20 protein-coding genes are annotated in these 20,451 nt (G+C 52.4%); all 20 read right to left on the bottom strand.

The genetic code is table 11. From position 1 onward, the window contains the following. Positions 1-420 precede the first annotated feature (420 nt). Positions 421-1,938, bottom strand: coding sequence for a lysine--tRNA ligase (lysS, locus tag GQS10_RS20250; protein WP_424991815.1), 1,518 nt, complete (start codon positions 1,936-1,938; stop codon positions 421-423). Positions 1,939-2,022: 84 nt separating this feature from the next. Further along, complete coding sequence (greA, locus tag GQS10_RS20255; RefSeq protein ID WP_166245661.1) at positions 2,023-2,499, bottom strand: transcription elongation factor GreA; 477 nt, start codon at positions 2,497-2,499, stop codon at positions 2,023-2,025. Positions 2,500-2,721: 222 nt separating this feature from the next. Beyond that, positions 2,722-3,732 carry a tRNA dihydrouridine synthase DusB gene (gene dusB / locus GQS10_RS20260; RefSeq protein ID WP_166245663.1) on the bottom strand — a complete coding sequence of 337 codons (1,011 nt, stop codon included), beginning with the start codon at positions 3,730-3,732 and terminating at the stop codon, positions 2,722-2,724. A gap of 36 nt (positions 3,733-3,768) precedes the next feature. Next, entirely contained in the window at positions 3,769-3,975 is a 207-nt protein-coding gene (locus GQS10_RS20265; protein WP_166245665.1) for a helix-turn-helix domain-containing protein, read from the bottom strand. After that, complete coding sequence (gene folK / locus GQS10_RS20270; protein WP_166245667.1) at positions 3,927-4,433, bottom strand: 2-amino-4-hydroxy-6-hydroxymethyldihydropteridine diphosphokinase; 507 nt, start codon at positions 4,431-4,433, stop codon at positions 3,927-3,929. Before folK ends, GQS10_RS20265 begins: the two co-directional genes overlap by 49 nt. Beyond that, the gene (folB, locus tag GQS10_RS20275; protein ID WP_166245669.1) at positions 4,430-4,798 is read right to left on the bottom strand and encodes a dihydroneopterin aldolase; all 369 of its coding nucleotides are present in this window, start codon (positions 4,796-4,798) and stop codon (positions 4,430-4,432) included. Before folB ends, folK begins: the two co-directional genes overlap by 4 nt. A 20-nt stretch (positions 4,799-4,818) precedes the next feature. Then, the gene (gene folP / locus GQS10_RS20280; RefSeq protein WP_166245671.1) at positions 4,819-5,580 is read right to left on the bottom strand and encodes a dihydropteroate synthase; all 762 of its coding nucleotides are present in this window, start codon (positions 5,578-5,580) and stop codon (positions 4,819-4,821) included. Between the two features lie 59 nt (positions 5,581-5,639). Then, on the bottom strand, positions 5,640-6,509 hold the full coding sequence (locus GQS10_RS20285; protein WP_166245673.1) for an aminotransferase class IV: 870 nt from the start codon (positions 6,507-6,509) through the stop codon (positions 5,640-5,642). Then, a complete protein-coding gene (pabA, locus tag GQS10_RS20290) occupies positions 6,506-7,090 on the bottom strand; it encodes an aminodeoxychorismate/anthranilate synthase component II (RefSeq protein ID WP_166245675.1) in 585 nt (194 codons plus the stop codon). The genes GQS10_RS20285 and pabA overlap by 4 nt, the downstream gene beginning before the upstream one ends. A gap of 31 nt (positions 7,091-7,121) precedes the next feature. Beyond that, positions 7,122-8,684, bottom strand: coding sequence for an anthranilate synthase component I family protein (locus GQS10_RS20295; RefSeq protein ID WP_166245677.1), 1,563 nt, complete (start codon positions 8,682-8,684; stop codon positions 7,122-7,124). Between the two features lie 168 nt (positions 8,685-8,852). Beyond that, positions 8,853-9,791 carry a cysteine synthase A gene (gene cysK / locus GQS10_RS20300; RefSeq protein WP_166245679.1) on the bottom strand — a complete coding sequence of 313 codons (939 nt, stop codon included), beginning with the start codon at positions 9,789-9,791 and terminating at the stop codon, positions 8,853-8,855. 116 nt (positions 9,792-9,907) lie between these two features. Continuing rightward, positions 9,908-10,915 (bottom strand): peptidylprolyl isomerase, encoded by a 1,008-nt coding sequence (locus GQS10_RS20305; RefSeq protein ID WP_166245681.1) that lies wholly within the window; start codon positions 10,913-10,915, stop codon positions 9,908-9,910. Between the two features lie 28 nt (positions 10,916-10,943). Continuing rightward, the gene (hslO, locus tag GQS10_RS20310) at positions 10,944-11,816 is read right to left on the bottom strand and encodes an Hsp33 family molecular chaperone HslO (RefSeq protein WP_166245683.1); all 873 of its coding nucleotides are present in this window, start codon (positions 11,814-11,816) and stop codon (positions 10,944-10,946) included. A gap of 26 nt (positions 11,817-11,842) precedes the next feature. Then, positions 11,843-12,607 carry a type III pantothenate kinase gene (locus GQS10_RS20315; protein WP_166245685.1) on the bottom strand — a complete coding sequence of 255 codons (765 nt, stop codon included), beginning with the start codon at positions 12,605-12,607 and terminating at the stop codon, positions 11,843-11,845. Next, positions 12,604-13,482 carry a carboxylating nicotinate-nucleotide diphosphorylase gene (gene nadC / locus GQS10_RS20320; protein WP_424991816.1) on the bottom strand — a complete coding sequence of 293 codons (879 nt, stop codon included), beginning with the start codon at positions 13,480-13,482 and terminating at the stop codon, positions 12,604-12,606. Before nadC ends, GQS10_RS20315 begins: the two co-directional genes overlap by 4 nt. Then, complete coding sequence (gene nadB, locus GQS10_RS20325; RefSeq protein ID WP_166245689.1) at positions 13,460-15,097, bottom strand: L-aspartate oxidase; 1,638 nt, start codon at positions 15,095-15,097, stop codon at positions 13,460-13,462. The genes nadC and nadB overlap by 23 nt, the downstream gene beginning before the upstream one ends. Before the next feature lie 34 nt (positions 15,098-15,131). Next, complete coding sequence (gene nadA / locus GQS10_RS20330; protein ID WP_166245691.1) at positions 15,132-16,070, bottom strand: quinolinate synthase NadA; 939 nt, start codon at positions 16,068-16,070, stop codon at positions 15,132-15,134. Positions 16,071-16,367: 297 nt separating this feature from the next. Continuing rightward, positions 16,368-18,308, bottom strand: coding sequence for an ATP-dependent zinc metalloprotease FtsH (gene ftsH, locus GQS10_RS20335; RefSeq protein ID WP_166245693.1), 1,941 nt, complete (start codon positions 18,306-18,308; stop codon positions 16,368-16,370). 73 nt (positions 18,309-18,381) lie between these two features. Beyond that, positions 18,382-18,918, bottom strand: a complete 537-nt coding sequence (gene hpt / locus GQS10_RS20340; RefSeq protein ID WP_166245695.1) for a hypoxanthine phosphoribosyltransferase — start codon at positions 18,916-18,918, stop codon at positions 18,382-18,384. Positions 18,919-18,994: 76 nt separating this feature from the next. Continuing rightward, on the bottom strand, positions 18,995-20,440 hold the full coding sequence (gene tilS, locus GQS10_RS20345; RefSeq protein WP_243735305.1) for a tRNA lysidine(34) synthetase TilS: 1,446 nt from the start codon (positions 20,438-20,440) through the stop codon (positions 18,995-18,997). Between the last annotated feature and the right edge of the window lie 11 nt (positions 20,441-20,451).

Genomic DNA, 20,451 nt, shown 5'->3' on the forward strand with positions numbered 1-20,451 from the left:
TCGTTGTTCAGTTTTCAAGGAGCACTTGTCTTGACTCACCATCAAGTAAGTCTTTGTGTCGTTTCTCTCTCGAGGCGACAAGCAATAGAATATCATAAAAACAAACCTAATTGCAAGTGCCATTTTCAAGAAAAGCGGACTTTTCAAGATCCTCGTATTCGCAGCACCATATTTAAGAGCTGCCAAACGTAAATCTTAACCGTCATCCAGCATCCTTCAACCCGCTTGTCCTGTAGCAGAAACACCGAGTGATCCGGGCGCCGTCCGAAGCGGCAAGAAAGAATATAGCATAGTCTGACCCCCGAATGCAAATCCACATCAAGGAAAATAAAAAAACATAAACGCCGGCCCAATGGACCGGCGTTATCAAACCTATCGAAGCTATAAACAAGCCCCGCCAGCTCGAATTAGTCGAACGGTTTATTCCCCAGCGCGCTCGCGCATCAACGGGAACAGCAAAACATCGCGGATCGACGGCGAATCCGTCAGCAGCATCACCAAACGGTCGATGCCGATGCCAAGCCCCCCTGTAGGCGGCATGCCGTATTCCAACGCACGAATGAAATCATGATCCATTTCATGCGCTTCGTCATTGCCCTGCTCCTTCTCGGCCAGCTGCGCTTCAAAACGCTCCCGCTGATCAATCGGATCGTTTAGCTCCGTAAATGCATTGGCATGCTCTCTCGCTACAATAAACAACTCAAAGCGATCCGTGAAGCGCGGATCCTCGTCGTTTTTCTTCGCAAGCGGCGAAATGGCAACCGGATGACCGTACACGAACGTTGGCTGAATCAGCGTCTGCTCAACGAATGTTTCAAAGAATTGATTCACAATATGCCCAAACGTCATATGCGCCTCTACCGGAACCTTATGCTCCTTGGCGAGCGCATGCGCTTCTTCGTCCGTCATATGGCGCGAGAAATCCACACCCGTCACTTCGCGGATCAAGTCCACCATCGAAGCACGGCGCCATTGCGGCGCAAGGTTAATTTCCTGCCCTTGGTAAGTAATTGTCGTCGTTCCAAGCACTTCCTGTGCAATATGCGCAATCATTTCCTCAGTTAAGCGCATAATATCTTTATAATCAGCATACGCCTCGTACAGCTCGATCATCGTGAATTCCGGGTTATGTCTTGTCGACACCCCTTCGTTCCGATAAACGCGGCCGATTTCATATACTTTTTCCATACCGCCGACAATAAGACGCTTCAAATGAAGCTCAATGGCAATACGCATGTACAATTCCATATCGAGCGCATTGTGATGCGTTATGAATGGACGAGCCGCAGCACCGCCTGCGATGGAATGCATCGTTGGCGTTTCGACCTCAAGATAGCCGCGTGCATCAAGATACCGGCGCATCGATTGAATGATCCGCGAACGGGACACGAACGTTTGCTGAACCTCAGGGTTCATGATCAAATCGACATAACGCTGGCGATAGCGCATTTCAATATCTTTCAGACCATGGTATTTCTCTGGGAGAGGGTATAATGATTTCGTTAAAATTTCAACTTCCTTTGCTTTGACGGAAGTTTCGCCTGTTTTTGTTTTGAACACAACGCCGCGAATGCCGACGATATCCCCAATATCCAGAAGGGAGAATGCCTCATAACGCTCGCCGCCAACGGCATCTTCACGAACATAAATTTGAATTCTGCCGGACAAGTCCTGGATATGCGCAAAGCTCGCCTTGCCCATTTCCCGCTTTTGCATGATCCGGCCTGCAATGGACACCTCATAGGCTTGTCCATCCAAATCCTCTTTGCTGACTTCCCCGTACGCCTTCAAAATGTCTCCGGCCGACTGCGTCCGTTCAAAACGGGCACCAAACGGATCGACGCCCAGTCCGCGCAGCTGATCCAGCTTGGCACGGCGGATTGCCAGCAGCTCGTTTTCTTCATTTTCCGGTGTGGTTGTTACTTTTTCCATATCCATTGATCGGTTACATCCTTTCCACTCCGCAAGGTGCGGTATACACGAAACAGGCCGCATGGTTGCAGCCTGTATCCGGTAGAAGCTTTATTTTTTAATGTCGACAATTTTATATTGAATGATACCCGCTGGAACGCTCACATCGACGGTCGAACCCTTTTTCTTGCCCAAAATGGCTTTCCCGACCGGACTTTCATTCGAGATTTTATTCTGAAGCGGATCGGACTCGGCCGTGCCGACGATCGTATATTCCAGCTCATCCTTGAATTCGAGGTCTTCAAGAATAACGGTGGAACCAATGCCTACCGTCTCGGTATCAACTTCGTCGTTGTTGATAATGCGGGCATTACGGAGCATCTTCTCCAGCGTAATGACGCGGCCTTCCACGAAGGCTTGCTCGTTCTTCGCGTCCTCGTATTCGGAGTTTTCGCTAATATCGCCGTAACCGATGGCCACTTTAATCCGCTCGGCAACTTCACGGCGCTTAACTGATTTCAAATATTCAAGCTCTTCTTCGAGTTTTTTCAGACCGTCTTGGGTTAAAATGACTTCTTTTTCGACCATATCCAACGAACTCCCGTCATGTGAATTTTCATGCATACCATGCACATGGATGAACAAAGTGCAGGCTGAGCTGCCAGGCATGAATGTATGTTTTTCATATATATTATACAGCCGGCGATCGTGATGACTTGGAGGTTGCTAATTTATTGCATGATTATATGCCAGCCAAATGGAAATGTCAACGCGAACCAAGGATAGAAAACTGCGCAGGAGCTTTACTTTTTAGTGAACGGCAGTTTCCATATCCAGATCCGCTTCCCGTTCTTGGATCGTCCGCACATACTCCTCCAACGTGCTCACCATACCTTCACGGGTAGTCGTCTCCATAATGACGTCCTTCACCCGGGCTGCGCCAGGCAAGCCCTTCAAATACCACGCCATATGCTTGCGCATCTCTTTAACGGCGGTCGACTCTCCCTTGAGCTTAATAAGCCGGTCCAGATGCAGCTGGGCGATGCTCATTTTCTCCGCAATGGACGGGTCCGGCGGCAGCGTGCCCTTCGTCAAATATTCAACCGTGCGATACAGCATCCACGGGTTACCGAGTGCCGCCCGGCCGATCATAACGCCGTCCACACCGGTCGTATCGATCATGCGCTTTGCGTCCTCCGGCGTCAAAACATCTCCGTTGCCGATAACCGGGATGGAAACCGCCTCTTTAACTTCTTTTATAATTTCCCAATTTGCCTTGCCCGTATACAATTGCTCGCGCGTACGTCCGTGAACGGCAACCGCCTGTCCCCCTGCACGCTCGATAGCCTGGGCGTTTTGAACCGCGTAAATATGCTCGTCATCCCAGCCAATCCGCATTTTCACCGTGACCGGCTTTTCAACCGCATCTACTACGGAAGCGACCATTTCATAGATTTTGTTCGGATCGAGCAGCCACCGCGCCCCGGCGTCGCATTTGGTCACCTTCGGCACAGGACAGCCCATATTAATATCGATAATATCGGCATTCGTATGTTTATCTACATGCTTCGCCGCTTCGACGAGCGTCGTTTTGTCCCCGCCGAAAATTTGCAGAGACAGCGGTTTTTCCCGATCGTCCACGTAGAGCATTTCCATCGTACGCTGATTGCCATGCACAATCGCTTTATCGCTTACCATCTCCGCACAAACGAGCCCGCAGCCGAATTCCTTGGCGATCAGCCGGAAGGCCGGGTTACACACGCCCGCCATCGGCGCGAGCACAACGTTATTTTTCATTTCAATTGAACCGATTTTTAGCATGCTGCTAGTTCACCTGCCTGTCTGTTTAAAATGAGGCTACTCCGACGACTTTAGCTCTTGCACGTCGATCCCGAGCACCTCGGATATTTTGGTCAAAATGCGCGCATCCGCTTTCCTTGTTCCGCGTTCGATGGAGCCGAGCACGGCCACCGAAACCTCCAACGCTTCCGCCAGTTCCGCCTGGGTATATCCCTTCAGCTTCCGAAAAGCCCGGACCCGCGCCGCCAACTGGTTTTTTTCCATAGCGTCACGTCTTCCTTTCCATGCAGTTTATCCAATGATGTCCTAATGAATTCGAATTCGGGTCTCACATCCGCAAAGGGGATCAGCACAAAGGCTCTCTCAACCATCCTTGGATGCGGGAGTACAAGCTCATCCGTGCTTAACGTTTCGTTCTCATACATAAGCAGATCCAAATCTACAGTTCTCGGGCCATTCGGAATCGTCCGTTCCCTTCCTAATGCCCGCTCCACTTCCAGCATAAACTGCAGCAGCTCGAGCGGCTTCAAAGACGTTTGCAATTCAGCTGCCATGTTCAAAAAACGAGGCTGCTCTAGATAGCCTACAGGCTCCGTTTCGTAAATATGAGAGCAGGCTGCAACTTGAATGGCCGGATGATCGTCTAGACGTCTTAAAGCAAGCTCTAAGTATTGGCTGCGATCCCCTAAATTCGAACCGAGCGCGATCCAAGCCGCACTCATTGCCGCCCCCTGCCGCGTACGATTTCAACCGCTACGCCGTCAAAATGCGCTGCTACAGGCGGGTTCGGCTTTGTGAGCCGTACGGTCACTGCATTTATATTAGTATAAGCTTCGAGTACAGCGCTTGCAATCCGCGAAGCGACCGCTTCGACTAATTTATAGGGAGGCCCCTCGACAATTTGTTTCACGAGCTCGACCACTTCGGCGTAATTGACTGTAGCCTCCAGATCGTCCGTATGTCCGGCCTTTTGCAGGTCAAGCTCTAGCATGAGATCTACGATAAAAAGCTGCCCGAGAACGGTCTCCTCGGGCAGTACGCCATGACGGCCAAAAAAACGCATGTTGTTAATGTGCAGTTTATCCATATTCGGTTAACTCCCTTTCCTTACGACAGACCGAGCATCGTATCGGTCATGAGCGCGGCCCGTTTCATCTGCTTCACATCGTGTACCCGTAAAATCCGGCAGCCTTGCGTGATGCCCAGCACGCCGGTTGCAATCGTGCCTTCCACGACGTCATCGGCGGGAAGCTGCAGCGTATCGCGAATAAATCTTTTGCGTGAGGTTCCCAGCAGTACCGGATACCCCAAATCGGCAATTTCTTTAAGGTTTCGCATGAGTAGCAGGTTTTGCTCACGTGATTTGGCAAAGCCGATGCCGGGATCCAGCCATATGTTTTCCTTGCGGACTCCCGCCTTCAGGGCGAGGTCTACGGAGGCAAGCAAATCACGCTTTACATCCTGCAAAAAATCATCGTACACCGGCTGCTCGCGGTTGTGCATTAAGACCGCCGGGCAGCCCCGCTCCGCCGCGAGGGCCGCCATATCCGGGTCCTTGCGGAAGCCCCACACATCATTGATGATGTGCGCCCCCGCATCCAAGGCACGGCGTGCCGCTTCGGCCTTGTAGGTATCGACCGAGATCGGCACGCGCAGCCGCCCCGCCAGCGCTTCAATCGCCGGAAGAATCCGGCGCAGCTCCTCGTCCAGCCCGACCGGAGCCGAGCCCGGCCGGGTTGACTCGCCGCCGATATCGATCATATCGGCGCCTTCCTCCTCGAGCCGAAGCGCGTGCTCCACCGCCCGCTCTACAGCGGTATACCGTCCTCCGTCCGAGAAGGAATCCGGCGTTACATTTAAAATACCCATAATGAGGGTTCGTTTTGTCGAAAATATCGATTTCGTATCCAGCACGATTCATCCCTTATTTATGTAAATTTACGATACAAGTCAATCAGCTGCCGCGTGATCGGACCTGCCTCCGCAGAGATTCGCTTCTGAAGCCCCGTCTCGTCCAAAAGCGTCGTGATCGGAACAATTTCTTGGACCGAATTGGTGACGAACACTTCATCCGCAAGCATGAGCTCGTCCCACGTATAGAAGTGCTCGCTGCATGCGAGCCGCGCCTGCTCTGCTAATTGGAGGACAAACGCTCGCGTAATGCCGGGCAGCGCTCCAGTGTCGAGATGAGGGGTGCACAGCGTCCCTTCCTTCACGAAAAACAAGTTGCTGACCAGCCCTTCGCACAGCCAGCCTTCCGGTGTCAGGAAGAGTCCCTCCGCCCCCGCTAACCATTCGTAGGAGGCGAGCTCGCGCTTCCCCATGATGTTATTCATGTAGTGAAACGACTTTAGACGAAACGTTCCCGTCTCCAGCCCCGAGCGGGTTAGGCGCAGCTTCTGCAGCGCCCGTCCATGGCGGTAAAGCCCCTCCGATGGTGCCGGAAGGGGCTTTACATAAACAATGTCCAACGGCTCGGCGTATTCCTCGAGAGGAAGGCCAAGCGGTGCCGTGCCGGCGGATACCGACCAGCGTACATAGCCATCCGCTATGCCGGCGCACTCCAGCATCCGCTGGATATGCAAGACCGCCTGTTCGTGCGAGGGGCGCCGCCAGCGAATGCCAAGCTCTTCGCACCCGCTCTCGAGCCTCGCCATATGCTCCTCGAGCAAAAACGGGCGTCCGTTATATGTGCGGAACGTTTCGAACAAACCCATACCGTACAAAAAGCCGTGATCCGTTGCCGGAATCACAGCCTCCTGTTCGGACAGGATCGAGCCGTTAATCGAAATGATCATTTCGCGGCTCCCGCTCCCGCCCCTTGAATAAAGTTTTGCAGTAAGCGGTGTCCGTGATCCGTAATAATCGATTCCGGGTGAAACTGTACTCCTTCGATCGGATACGTTTTGTGACGAAGCCCCATAATTTCGCCTTCTGCCGTTTCTGCCGTAATTTCCAGCTCCTCCGGCAGGGTTTCCCGCTTCACGATTAAGGAATGATAACGCGTCGCTGTATATGGAGATGGGATTCCTTCAAATATAGTACGTCCGTCGTGGACGATTTGCGATGTTTTCCCGTGCATCAAGCGCTCTGCGCGAACCACTTCTCCGCCGAACGCCTGGCCGATGGCCTGATGCCCCAGACAGACACCCAGGATCGGAATTCGCTCCTTAAACCGATCGATAACCGCCAGTGAAATCCCCGCTTCATTCGGAGAGCAAGGCCCCGGTGAAATCAAAATACGGTCCGGCTGAAGCGCCTCAATCTCATCCAGCGAAATTTGGTCGTTGCGGTGAACCACAACCTCTTCTCCCAGCTCACCTAGGTATTGCACCAAATTGTACGTAAAAGAATCGTAGTTGTCGATCACTAAAATCATGCTCGTCTCCTCCTTCTCATTCTCAGCTCAGCTATACCGGAACGTCGGTTTGCTCTTCGGCCAGCCGCTCGCTGTACAGCAGCGCTTTCCATAAAGCCTTCGCCTTATGAAGCGATTCGGTGTATTCCCGGTCCGGGTCGGAATCGATAACGATTCCCGCACCCGCCTGTACATGCGCTTCGCCTTCCGCAACAACCAGTGTCCGTATAGTTATATTAAATTCCATATCACCGGTATAGTCAATCCACCCCATCGCTCCAGTATAAGGACCGCGGCGCACCGGTTCGAGTTCCTCAATAATTTCCATCGTCCGGACCTTTGGCGCACCGGTTATTGTCCCTCCCGGGAAAACCGCAGCAATCACATCATAGGCGTCGCGCTTCGCCGCCAGCTCGCCTGTGATTTCCGAGACCAGGTGCATCACGTGAGAGTATCGTTCGACGACCATCAGCTCATCGACCTTCACGCTTCCGTACGCGGATACTCTTCCGATATCGTTGCGGAGCAGATCGACAAGCATAATATGCTCGGCATTCTCCTTCTCGCTTCCGCGAAGCTCCGCTTCCATCCGGGCATCCTCGTCGGGATCCGGACCGCGCGGTCTTGTGCCGGCAATGGGACGGGTGGACAGCTTGCCGTTCTCCAGCCGTACAAGCAGTTCCGGCGACGCGGACACCAGAACCTGCCGGCCGAACCGGATCAACCCCATATACGGCGAAGGGTTAAACAGCCGCAGCCATTCGTATACATCCTCGGGAACCGCCTGCGTCGGCCTGCTTTGGCGCACAGACAAATTCACCTGAAACACATCACCCGCCGAGATGTACGCTTGAATGCGCCGAACCGCTTCTTGGAACTGCTCCCTGCTAAAAGAACGCTTAAGTCCCTGCAGCGCGTCGATATCCACCTGCAGCTGATCCGTCAGCTTGAATCGCTCCAGCGCCGCTTTGCGCTGCAATACAGCCGGATTTCGTTCGGCCGCCTCCATCCAGCGCTGCCACTGCGCGGCCATGGCCTGCGCCGCCTGCCGAGCTTCTTCGAATCGCTCATGGAGGGGGCGCGCTGCTTCTAGCTCGGAATCCTGGCCGCCCACATGCTGCTGAACGCAGACCCAAACCTCGCGCTCCACCAAATCGACGCACCAGATTCGGGTAAAACGCATGAACAAGTAATCGGGCACCGGCAGCTCGTCCGCGGCCAGGCTCGGAATTCGTTCAAGGGAACGTACGACGTCGTAGCCCCAGAACCCAACGCATCCGCCCGTAAATTTCGGAGCCCCTTCTGCTTTCGGGGCGCGATAGGGCTGCATCCACTGCTTTACCTCCTGCAGCGGATCTGCCGTTGCATCGGGCTCTCCCCCTACCTTCCCCGCAATAAACGATTCCGGCTTCGTCCCGATAAAGCAGTACCGGCCATCCTTTCCGCTTTCCAGCACAAACGCTTGCTCGGAAGCTTCCCTCCACATTTCTTCCCATGTCGCTATGGTTCCGGTAAATGGTATGCGCAGCAAATAAGGAAGCATCGTGTACCCATCCCGCTGCCACTGGTTCCACTGTTCATAGGTTGTCCATTGTTTTACAGCATCATTATCCATGCGAATCCAGCAGCCTCCGTTTTTTCGTTGTACACTAGTCTACCCGAATCCTGTATATCCCGCACTACCTTTTTCACATCAATTTAATAAAAACTTTCGTAATTGAAACAAAAAACCGGAGGAGCAGCTCCCCCGGTCGTAACTTTCGTTTTTCAACGCTGTATGGTACTACTCTTCGAATTGGTACAGCGGTGTGCTGAGGTAACGTTCGCCATTGCTTGGAACGATCGCAACGACACGCTTGCCTTTACCCAGCTTCTTTGCAACCTGAAGTGCGGCGTAGATCGCTGCACCGGAGGAAATACCTCCAAGAATACCTTCTTCCTTCGCTACACGGCGGGAAGTTGCGAACGCATCCTCGTTTTCTACTTGAATGACTTCATCGTAGATTTCCGTGTTCAGGATGCTTGGCACAAAGCCTGCGCCGATGCCCTGGATTTTATGCGGGCCCGGTTTGCCGCCCGACAATACCGGCGATGCAGCCGGCTCAACCGCAAATACCTTCAAGCCAGGGAACGCTTCCTTCAATACGCCGCCTGCGCCTGTAATCGTACCGCCGGTGCCGATCCCGGAAATGAATGCATCCAGCTGGCCGTCATGCGACTTGATCGCTTCAACGATTTCCGGTCCAGTCGTCAAACGGTGAATTTCAACGTTTGCCCGATTGTCGAACTGCTGCGGCATGAAGTAGCTTGGGTTTTCGGCCTTGAGCTCTTCCGCACGGCGGATCGCACCCTTCATTCCTTCCGGTCCCGGTGTAAGCACAAGCTCTGCACCGTACGCACGAAGCAGGTTACGGCGCTCCATGCTCATCGTTTCAGGCATCACGAGGATCGCTTTGTACCCTTTCGCAGCCGCTACCATGGCAAGACCAATGCCTGTGTTGCCGCTAGTCGGCTCGACAATAGTGTCACCCGGATTAAGCTTGCCTTCGCGCTCCGCCGATTCGATCATATTAATCGCAATCCGGTCCTTAACGCTAGCGCCCGGATTTTGATATTCAAGCTTTACATACACTTCAGCGCTGTCTTCCGGAACGACGCGGTTCAATTTGACAAGCGGAGTGTCACCGATTAATTGCGTAATGTTTTGCACAAGCTTTGCCATGAGAAGCCCTCCTCAAAGGATACGGTTATATAAGTGCAGTCCTACTTTGCATTAATCCGAGTAATCAGGTCGGTTTTAAGAACATATTACCAACCAAGCTCACGATTGTCAACGCCTTATTTATATTTTGGATCGAGGATTTCAACCTTCCAGTGCTCCCGAAGCTCACGCACGAGATCGTTCATTGGCGGAGCCTTAGCTAAGGCGAGCTCCTTGCGAACGGCTTCACGGACCTGCTTCGGGTCCCGCCGGTTCAGCTCTTGACGGTCAAGCACCTTTAGCACCTCATACCCGTTATCGACCGCTACCGGTCCTCCAACCTCACCGGGCTTCAGCGAGCGGACAAGCTGCATTACTCCCGCGGGGAGAAACGGATCGTCTTCGTCAATCCAGCCCAGATCTCCGCCAGCGTTGGCCGTGTTCGAATCCTTGGAATAGGCGCGTGCCAGCAGTTCAAAATCGATTCCTTTTAGTGCATCCGCCATTACTTTATCGGCCTGCTCCTGAGTGAACGTTAAAATATGAGCGACCCTTGCTTGAATATGAGGCTGAAATTCCTCTGCATGCTCCCGAATGTAGTCTTCCACTTGCTGATCCGATATGTAGATCCCTCGAATCGCGATTTTTTCCAACAGCAGCCTATGCTCTACATCCTCGAGCAATTCTTCCTTGCTTAACCCAAGCTGTTCCTTCATGGATAAGTAAAATGATTCCTCACTGTCGTACCCCTGCTGCATCCGCTTTAATTCTTGGTCCATTTCGTTTTGATTCACTTTCAGACCCAGCTCCGACGCTTCCAGCTGCACGGACTTCCGATCAAGCAAAACTTGAAGCAGCTCTGCCCCGTATTTATCCTGCAATTGCTCCTGCAGCTCTGCCCCGGTAATGGAAAAACCGCCGACCCTAGCGATTACATTCGATTGGGGATTCGACGGTTCTGGCTTCTCCGTTTGAGCCGGAGGATTGACGGGAGCTTTCGGCGATTCCGGCGGTGTTTGTTCCGACGAATCCGGCTCCAGCGGTGCCGAGGTCTGAAAACGTTCATTGACGAGAAGGACAGAGAGAACGATGACAAGCAATGTAAGCACGCCGACTGCGGCCCACAATCCTTTTGTTCGTTGCATCGTATTTCAATCCTCCATCCGCTTATCCTTATCCGATTTGATCCGCGAGCCCCCGCAGTTCCTCCTCAGTGAACGGATAGATCTCGTTGCAGTAATGACAATTGAGCTCTGCACCCTTATCTTCGTCCGCAATGGTATTCAGCTCGCCTTTGCCAAGTGAAATCAAGCTGCGCTCTACTTTTTCCCGGGAACAGCGGCAGGCAAATCGTAAATCCATCCGTTCCATAATTTCGAGATCCTTCAAAATACGCTCCAGTACCTGCTCGATTTCCAGCCCTTGATCAAGCAGCGTCGTAATCGGCGGAAGCTGCTGCAGCTCTGCTTCAATGCTTTCGACGTCCTCATCGGAAAGCCCCGGAAGCAGCTGAATAATAAAGCCGCCAGCGGTGCGGATCGAATAGTCCGTATCTACGAGCACTCCAAGCGCTACAGCGGAAGGCGTTTGCTCCGATTTCGCAAAATAATACGTGAAATCCTCAGCGATTTCCCCAGATACAATCGGACTGCTGCCATGATAAGGCTCACGCAGCCCTAAATCCTTAATGACCGTCATATAGCCGTCGGTGCCCACCGCCCCGGCTACATCGAGCTTGCCTTTGGCGTTCAGCGGGAGCTCCACATGGGGGTTCGCGACAAAACCGCGCACCTCTCCCTTGGCGTTTGCTTCCGCAACTACTTTCCCTACGGGGCCTCCGCCTTCAAAGCGTACGGACAGATGCTCTTCGCCCTTCAGCATGGCCCCCATCATCAATGCGCCAGTCGCCGTCCGGCCCAGCGCTGCCGCTACGACCGGGAACAAATCATGCCTGCGGCGCAGCTCTTCAACGATGCCCTTCGTCATGGCGCCAAATACACGAACTTTTCCGTTGAACGCCAGCCCTCTTACCAAGTAATCCTGCATGGTTATCCACCCTGTATGTATTTTCGTTACTGGTTTCGCTCGTAAATGATTTGAAGTCCCTGCAGCGTGAGCAAAGGATTGACCGTCGTAATCGTGCGGGATTCGCCGGAAATCAGTTCAGCCAGCCCGCCTGTCGCGATCACCTTTGTCTTTGTACCAAATTCCTCTTCCATTCGCTGCACAATTCCGTCCACCTGACCGGCATATCCGTAAATAATTCCAGCCTGCATCGAAGTAACGGTATTCCGGCCAACCGTGCTTTTCGGTTTCACTAGTTCTATGCGCGGAAGCTTTGCCGCACGCTGATACAGCGCTTCCGTAGAAATACCGATGCCCGGGGCAATCGCCCCGCCGATATATTGACCGTTTTCATCAATATAGCAAAAGGTTGTCGCCGTTCCGAAATCAACGATAATGAGCGGAGGACCGTAGAGCTCCATAGCTGCCACCGCATTGACAATCCGGTCCGCGCCAACCTCACGCGGGTTTTCGTACCGGATATTTAGGCCAGTTTTGACACCCGGTCCAACAATTAACGGCTCTTTGCCAAAATATTTAGCGCAGGTGCGTTCCAGCGTCGGTGTTAACGGCGGAACAACAGAGGAAATGATAACCCCTTGGATCTCCGACATCGAGAGGCGGGAATGGCCGAACAAATTGTAGATGATCATCCCGTACTCATCCACGGTTGCAGAACGGTTGGTGGAAATCCGCCAATGGTAGCGCAATTCCTTGCCTTCATACAAGCCCAGTACGATATTGGTATTCCCTACATCCATTACAAAAATCATCGGGACACCGCCTTTTTTTCATTCAGGTCGAGAGAGATGTCGATCGTGCTGACGGAGGACGTAAGCCCGCCAACCGACACAATATCAACCCCGGTTTCCGCGATATTCCGAATCGTTTCCAACGATACTCCGCCTGACGCTTCGATTAATGCCGGTCGTGCGGATGAGCGAATATAGGCGACTGCTTCCCGCATGGTATCCAGCGCCATATTATCCAGCATAATAATATCCGCCCCGGCCTCCACCGCCTCTCTGACCTGAACAAGCGTCTCCGTTTCCACTTCAATTTTCATCGTATGCGGGATGATCTCCCGCGCAGAACGGATCGCCTCGCGGATTCCTCCGGAACCTTTGATATGGTTGTCCTTAATCATAACAGCGTCAAATAAACCGTAGCGGTGATTGGAGCCTCCCCCGACACGGACCGCATATTTCTCCAGCATCCGATGGCCTGGGGTCGTTTTGCGCGTGTCGGCCAGTTTGGCCGGCAGGCCTTCAATGGCATCCGCGTACGCGCGGGTTTTGGTTGCGATGCCCGATAGCCGCTGAAGCTGGTTTAAAGCAAGCCGTTCTCCTTCCAGGACCGAACGGGTATCTCCTTCAATAATGGCAATAATATCGCCTTTCTTCAAGACGTCCCCATCGTGTTTTTGCGCGGTAAATTGCAGCTCCGTGTTCACTACGGCAAACACCTCGCGGGCAACCGGAATACCGGCTAAAATACCGTCCTGCTTGGCATGAATAATCCCCTTCGAGCGATGACCCTGCGGAATCGTTGCAGAAGAGGAAATATCGCCGAGCGGCCCCAGATCCTCTTTCAGCCAATACCGGATTTGCTCCTGCAGCTCCCGCTTATTTAATAATCGTTCCGGCATCGACATGCCCCTCCTCTCGAACCCCGTGCTCGCGCTGATGGAGAATATGCTTCTTCCACACGATATCATCGCGTTCGGGGAAATCCTCACGGAAATGCGCACCGCGGCTTTCCTCACGTATTAATGCCGCTTGAGAAGTCAGCAGCGCGCAGGTCAAAAGATTTGCAAACTCATACTCTTCCTGCTTTGTCAGAAGAGAATCATAAATCGGCAGCTGCCGCTTCAGCTCTTCAATCGCTTTGCGCAGCCCCTTCTCCGAGCGAAGCAGACCGACGTGGCGAACCATGATTTTTTGCAGCTTCAGACGTTTTTCCACGATCGCCTGTGTTGGCGGATATTTACGCTGATGGTCGTAGTCAAATTCCGGCTGCGGTTCCTCCGAAATCGGATCCAAATTTTCGATATGCTCAATAATCCGTCTACCAAACACGATGGCTTCCGACAGCGAATTGCTTGCAAGACGGTTCGCCCCGTGCACACCGGTGCAGGAAACCTCACCGCAGGCATACAGACGCTTCACCGAGGTTTCACCGCTCAGCCCTGTTTTCACCCCGCCCATCATATAATGTGCGGCAGGTGCGACCGGAATCCAGTCTGTCGTCATATCCAGGCCGTAACGCAGGCAAAACTCATAAATGGTCGGAAATCGGTGACGAATCAGCTCGGGCGATTCATGGGTAATATCTAAATAAACGAAGGTGGATTTCGTTTCATCCATTTCATTGACGATGGCTCTCGCGACCACATCTCGCGGAGCCAGCTCCAGCTGCTCATGATACTTCTCCATAAACCGCTCGCCGCGAATGTTGCGCAGCACGCCGCCCTCGCCGCGAACGGCCTCTGATATAAGAAATCTTGGCGCTCCCGGATAACAAAGTGAGGTAGGATGAAACTGCACAAATTCAACGTCCTGAATATGTGCTCCGGCGCGGAAGGCCATAGCGATTCCATCGCAGGTCGCGACCTCCGGGTTTGTTGTGTATCGATACAGCTGACCGGCTCCTCCGCTGCACAGGATCGTTGCCTTTGCTTCGAGATAAACCTTAGATCCGTCCGGCTTCTGAACAACAGCTCCGTAGCAGACCCGTTTATCTGTCACAAGATCTACTACAAAATGGTCATCCCAAACGGTGATCCGCTTGTCTTCCTTGGCTTTCTCCGCAAGCGCTCGGACAATCTCGTACCCCGTCGCGTCCCCTTGTGCGTGCAGGATGCGCCGCTGACTGTGCGCCCCTTCTCTCGTTAAGGCGTAGGTGCCGTTTTCCTCTTCGTCAAAGACTGTCCCCATGCGGATTAAGTCATGAACCCCTTCGGGGCCCTCATGCACCAAAATCTCCACTGCATCATGCGAACAAAGGCCAGCCCCGGCAATTAGAGTATCCTGGCGGTGGTAAGCGGGTGAATCGTCTTCGGAAAACACAGCGGCAATGCCGCCCTGTGCGTATCTCGTATTGCTCTCATATACGGATTTTTTGGTGATCAAAAGGACATTGTGCTTTTCACTCGCTTTGATCGCAGCAAACAAGCCGGCGATTCCCGCTCCGATGACGATAACATCCGTTTGTTCGCGTGGCAGCTCATGTAAAGACAAATCAATTAACGTTCGAGGGATCATGGGACCTTCACTCCTTTGCAAGAAGCAGCGCATGCTACTTCACTTGCAGCATGCGCTCCAGGGACAATTTCGCTTTTTCGGCAATGTGCGGCGGAACATAGATCTGCGGCTGCATCGTTTCCAAACAGCGCACCAGCTTCTTCAGGTTGTTTACCTTCATATTCGGGCATACCAAATACTTCGTTGCGAAATGGAACGTCTTATGCGGGCTGTCCTTGCGCAGCTGATATCCCGTTCCGTCCTCCGTGCCGACGATAAACTCATTGTGCTCGGATTCCTTGCAATACTTAATGATGGCTGTCGTACTGCCCACAAAATCGCCCAATTCAACCACTTCCGGTCTGCATTCCGGATGAACGACGAACTTGGCATTCGGATACTTTGCCTTCATTTCCTCGACATCTTTCACCGTCAGCATGTCATGCGTATTACAATAACCTTCCCAAATGATCATTTTCTTGTCGGTGTATTGGGAAACATAATGTCCGAGATTTTTATCCGGTACCCAAATAATCTCGTCTGCATCCACTGACTGAATTACCTTCACGGCATTCGCCGAGGTGCAGCATATGTCCGTCTCTGCTTTAATTTCCGCCGACGAATTAATATACGTCACCACAACTGCATTCGGATGCTGCGCCTTCAGCTTGCGCAGGCCGTCCACATTCACCATATCGGCCATCGGACATCCGGCACGCTCATCGGGGATCAGCACTGTTTTGTTAGGAGCCAAAATTTTTGCGCTTTCCCCCATAAAATGAACGCCACAGAAAACAATGGTATCTGCATCCGTTTCTGCAGCCTTCTGAGCAAGCAGAAACGAGTCTCCGCGAAAATCGGCTACTTCTTGGATTTCATCACGCTGGTAATAATGTGCAAGAATAATAGCATTCCGTTCTTTCTTTAATTGCATCAACCGTTCTTTCAGCTCGCGGTTTTGTTCCGCGCGGCGTTCCAGAGCTAATGCTTCCATGACGCCCCTCCTCATGCTGCTAAAGTTTGAGATTTTTTTCACAAATGCCAACCAAAGAAAAAGCGGACGATGATATAACAAAGGAAGAAGGTATTGTTTATTATGTCCGTTTTGTGGCGAATTAGAGTTTAGATCTAATTTACAGAATCTTCACAGGTAAGTCAATGCGTGAACGGCATTATAAAAACATTATTTGGTTCATTTCGTTTTCCCGTAAAAAAAGCTGCCTCTCCCAAATTCCTTTGGAAAAGACAGCTTTATCATTCCCTTCAGAAGAGCTCCAAAACCAAGGAAACATTACTCGGTTTTGTTGTCATCCTTCTTCTGGATATTAATTCGAACGTCATCTTCTTTCGCCGGAGCAGTTGACTCGCCGTCCTTCGCAGTAACCTCTTCGGCTTCCACGTCGATCACTTGATCTAAGCTGCCCTTATCCACCAGACTCTTGATTTGCTCCAGATCGAGGGTTTCCTTCTCAAGCAGCGTTTTTGCAATTAAATGCATTTCACGCTCATGCTTTTGAAGCAGCTCTTTACAACGATCGTAGCATTGGCGAATAATGCTTTGCATTTCCTGGTCAATTTCATAAGCAATCGCATCACTGTAGTTCTGCTCATGCCCCAGATCACGCCCCAGGAAAACTTGGCCCTGCGAATTGCCGAACTGCATCGGTCCGAGCTTATCGCTCATACCGTACTCCATAATCATCGAACGAGCGATACCCGTCGCTTGCTTGAAGTCACTGTATGCGCCGGTGCCGATTTCGCCAATAAACAGCTCTTCCGCGACACGGCCTCCAAGAAGTCCCGTTATTTTGTCGAGAAGCTCCTGCTTGGTCATCAGCATCCGGTCTTCCTTCGGAAGCATAATAACATAACCGCCAGCGCGACCGCGCGGAATAATCGTGACCTTATGCACCATGTCGGCATTCTCGAGGAATAAGCCACAGACGGTATGTCCTGCTTCGTGATAAGCAACGATGCGCTTTTCACGCTCACTAATGACACGGCTGCGCTTCTCCGTACCTACAATGACACGGTCGATCGCTTCGTCCACTTCGGTCATCGTAATATCCTTCCGATTACGGCGTGCAGCCAGCAATGCCGCTTCATTCAACAGGTTTTCCAAATCGGCACCGGTAAAGCCGGTGGTCCGTTTGGCGATCGTTTCAACATTTACATCCTTAGCAAGCGGTTTGTTGCGGGCATGCACCTTCAACACCGCTTCGCGTCCTTTCACATCCGGACGGTCAACCGTAATCTGACGGTCAAAGCGTCCCGGACGCAGCAAGGCTGGGTCTAGAATGTCCGGGCGGTTGGTCGCTGCAACGATAATAATCCCTTCGTTTGCGCCGAAGCCGTCCATTTCGACAAGGAGCTGGTTAAGCGTTTGCTCGCGCTCGTCATGTCCGCCGCCAAGGCCTGCGCCCCGTTGACGTCCAACAGCGTCAATCTCGTCGATAAAAATAATACAAGGCGAATTTTTCTTCGCATTCTCAAACAAATCACGTACCCTCGACGCACCGACACCGACAAACATTTCAACAAAGTCGGAGCCGCTGATGCTGAAGAACGGAACACCCGCTTCTCCCGCAACCGCGCGTGCAAGTAAGGTTTTACCGGTACCCGGAGGACCTACGAGCAGGACCCCTTTCGGGATTCTTGCTCCCACTGCGGCAAACTTGCGAGGATCCTTCAAAAATTCGACGACCTCGACAAGCTCCTGCTTTTCCTCATCTGCTCCGGCAACGTCTTCGAACGTAACGCGCTTCTTCTCTTCATTATAAAGACGCGCCCGGCTCTTGCCGAAGTTCATGACCTTGCCGCCGCCACCTTGAGCTTGATTCAGGAGGAAGAAAAACAAAATAAATATAATGACAAACGGAATGATCGAAGTTAGGAGCGTGATCCAGGTGCTGGGCTCCTCCATCTTCTTCCAGCTTTCTTTAATTCCGCTTGTCTCCAATAGCTCGACTAACCTCTCATCCACAGGGGCTCGGGTCTCGAACGTTTCGTTGTTTTGACCCTCGGGAGCTTTGTACTTCCCGTTGATGAGATATGTATAACCATCAAATTGAACGGATACGTCTGTGACGTTCCCATCCTTGAGCTCCTGCCGGAACTCATCATAGCTGATCGGTACCTTCTGCTCATTCTGCGTGCTGATAAAATGGATAATCCCGACCGCTACCAAAAAGACGATCAAATAAAATCCGGTGTTCTTAATGATCCGATTCATCCCCTACCTCCTCTCAGCGGCAACTTTGTTTATTTTACCACAGCATAACCACCCATCACAACAAACGGGGATGCTAGCTGTAAACCTCCGGCTTTAACACGCCGACGTAAGGAAGGTTTCTGTATTTTTCCGCGTAATCCAGCCCATACCCCACGACAAAAGCATCCGGGATCAGGAAGCCGCGGTAATCCGGCTCAAGTCCAACCGTACGGCGGGCCGGCTTATCGAACAGCGTAACGACCTTCACGGAATGTGCGTTCCGCCGCTCTAAATTGTCAATTAAATAGCTAAGCGTCAATCCGCTGTCGATAATATCCTCTACAATGAGGACATCGCGGCCTTCCACCGGCGTATCGAGATCCTTGATGATCTTTACGACCCCGGAGGATTTCGTCGCAGCACCGTAGCTGGAAACGGCCATAAAATCGATTTCAAGCGGAATGTCTAGCTTTTTCACAAGGTCGCTCATAAATAAAAAAGCGCCTTTCAGCACGCAAATCACCAGCGGATTGCGGCCGCGGTATTCCTCGCTGAGATGCTTCCCCAGCTCAACGATCTTTTCTTGAATTTGTTCCTCGGTAAATAAGATTTCTTCGATATCCTGGCGCAAGCTGCTACCTCCTAATGATGTGAACCGTTTGCAACGGTCCGTGTTTCTTATCCTATGAAGCAAGCTTTGAATCCATTCAATAAAAATAGCTGATTTTCCATGCCCGAAGCGTCTGTCCCGTAACCGCTGCCGCGTCGGAACGCTTGACTCCCGGAATCCAAATCGGGTTGTTGCCTGCATCCACCAGAATCGGCAGACGATCTCGCCGGGATGGAGGCACCTTCGCATCGATGAGCATATCTTTTACCTTTTTACTGCCGTTTAATCCATAAATGCGCATCCGGTCTCCCGGCTCCCGGCTTCGCAGAGCAAGAGGCTTTAGAAGCTGGTCCCAATCAAAGATAGCCTCATTCTCAAGGAGGCCGTGAAGATGCGTGGCCACATCCGCTGTCAGCAGCTGCGTTACAAAATATCCGCCTGTTTCGGGAATCTCCTGCTTCGTCTCCGTTTCCGAAGGTTCCAAAATTGCGTGCCGAAACGACTTCGCTATCGATGCCTGTAGAGAAACGGTTTGAAAGACGAGCTGATCATATTCCCTGCGAAAACGGACACTGCCTCCGAGGTCAAGCTGAACGGAGGATTTATCCCGCTGGAGGGCAAGCTGCTTCACCTTTTCAATAAGCTGAAAGTCCAAAGAGGGATGATCAGAAAAAAGATAATTTAATATTAGTTTAATAATTCTTCTTTGTAAAGCGAGGTCAGCCCCTTGGAACTGCAGGCGATTCAGCGTACAACAGCCGTCCGACTGCCTGACATTCTCCGTGAACCAGCGCATCGCTGCCGCGTCCAAATATGCATTGTCCGCCCGCGCCGTTTCGGCTAAATGCAAAAGCGCCTCCTCCAGCTGCGGATTCCACTGCTTAAGGTACGGGATAATATCCAAGCGGATTTGATTGCGAAAATATTTGCGGGTGGCATTGCTGCTGTCTGTGCGGGGAGCCAGACCCTGCTCCTCGCAATAAGCGATCAGCTCGTTTTTGCTGATCCGCAGCAGCGGTCGCACGAGCTGCAAAGCCTCACCGCTTCCGGCAGAGGCACCCCCGGCGCTGCGCTTCACCGGAATGCCGGCAAGCCCGGAAACGCCAGTTCCGCGCAGCACGCGCATCAGCACCGTTTCGGCTTGATCGCCGGCATGATGGCCGAGGGCCAGCTTGGCCGCCCCGACTTCCCGCGCGGCTTGAAAGAGCAGCGCGTACCGCTTTTCCCTTGCCAGCTCCTGCGGATTACCGCCTGCGGCGGCCAGCTCCTCCGGCATATTGAGCTTATAGGCGAAGCAGGGAAGGCCGAGCCGCTCCGCCAGCTCGCGGACGTAAGCTTCTTCGGCGTCGGATTCCGCTCCGCGGAAGCCATGATTCACATGAGCCGCGGCAAGCTTAATCTGAAGCTTCGCCGACAGTTCCCATAAGACATGCAAAAGAGCGACTGAATCCGGACCGCCGGATACAGCCGTCACCACTGTATCTCCGCAGCCGATTAATCGCTCTTCTTCTATCGTTTGCAGTACCATGTCCTGCAGTTTCAATGACCCAACCT

The sequence above is a fragment of the Paenibacillus turpanensis genome (assembly GCF_011421635.1).
Classification (GTDB): Bacteria; Bacillota; Bacilli; order Paenibacillales; family YIM-B00363; genus Paenibacillus_AK; species Paenibacillus_AK turpanensis.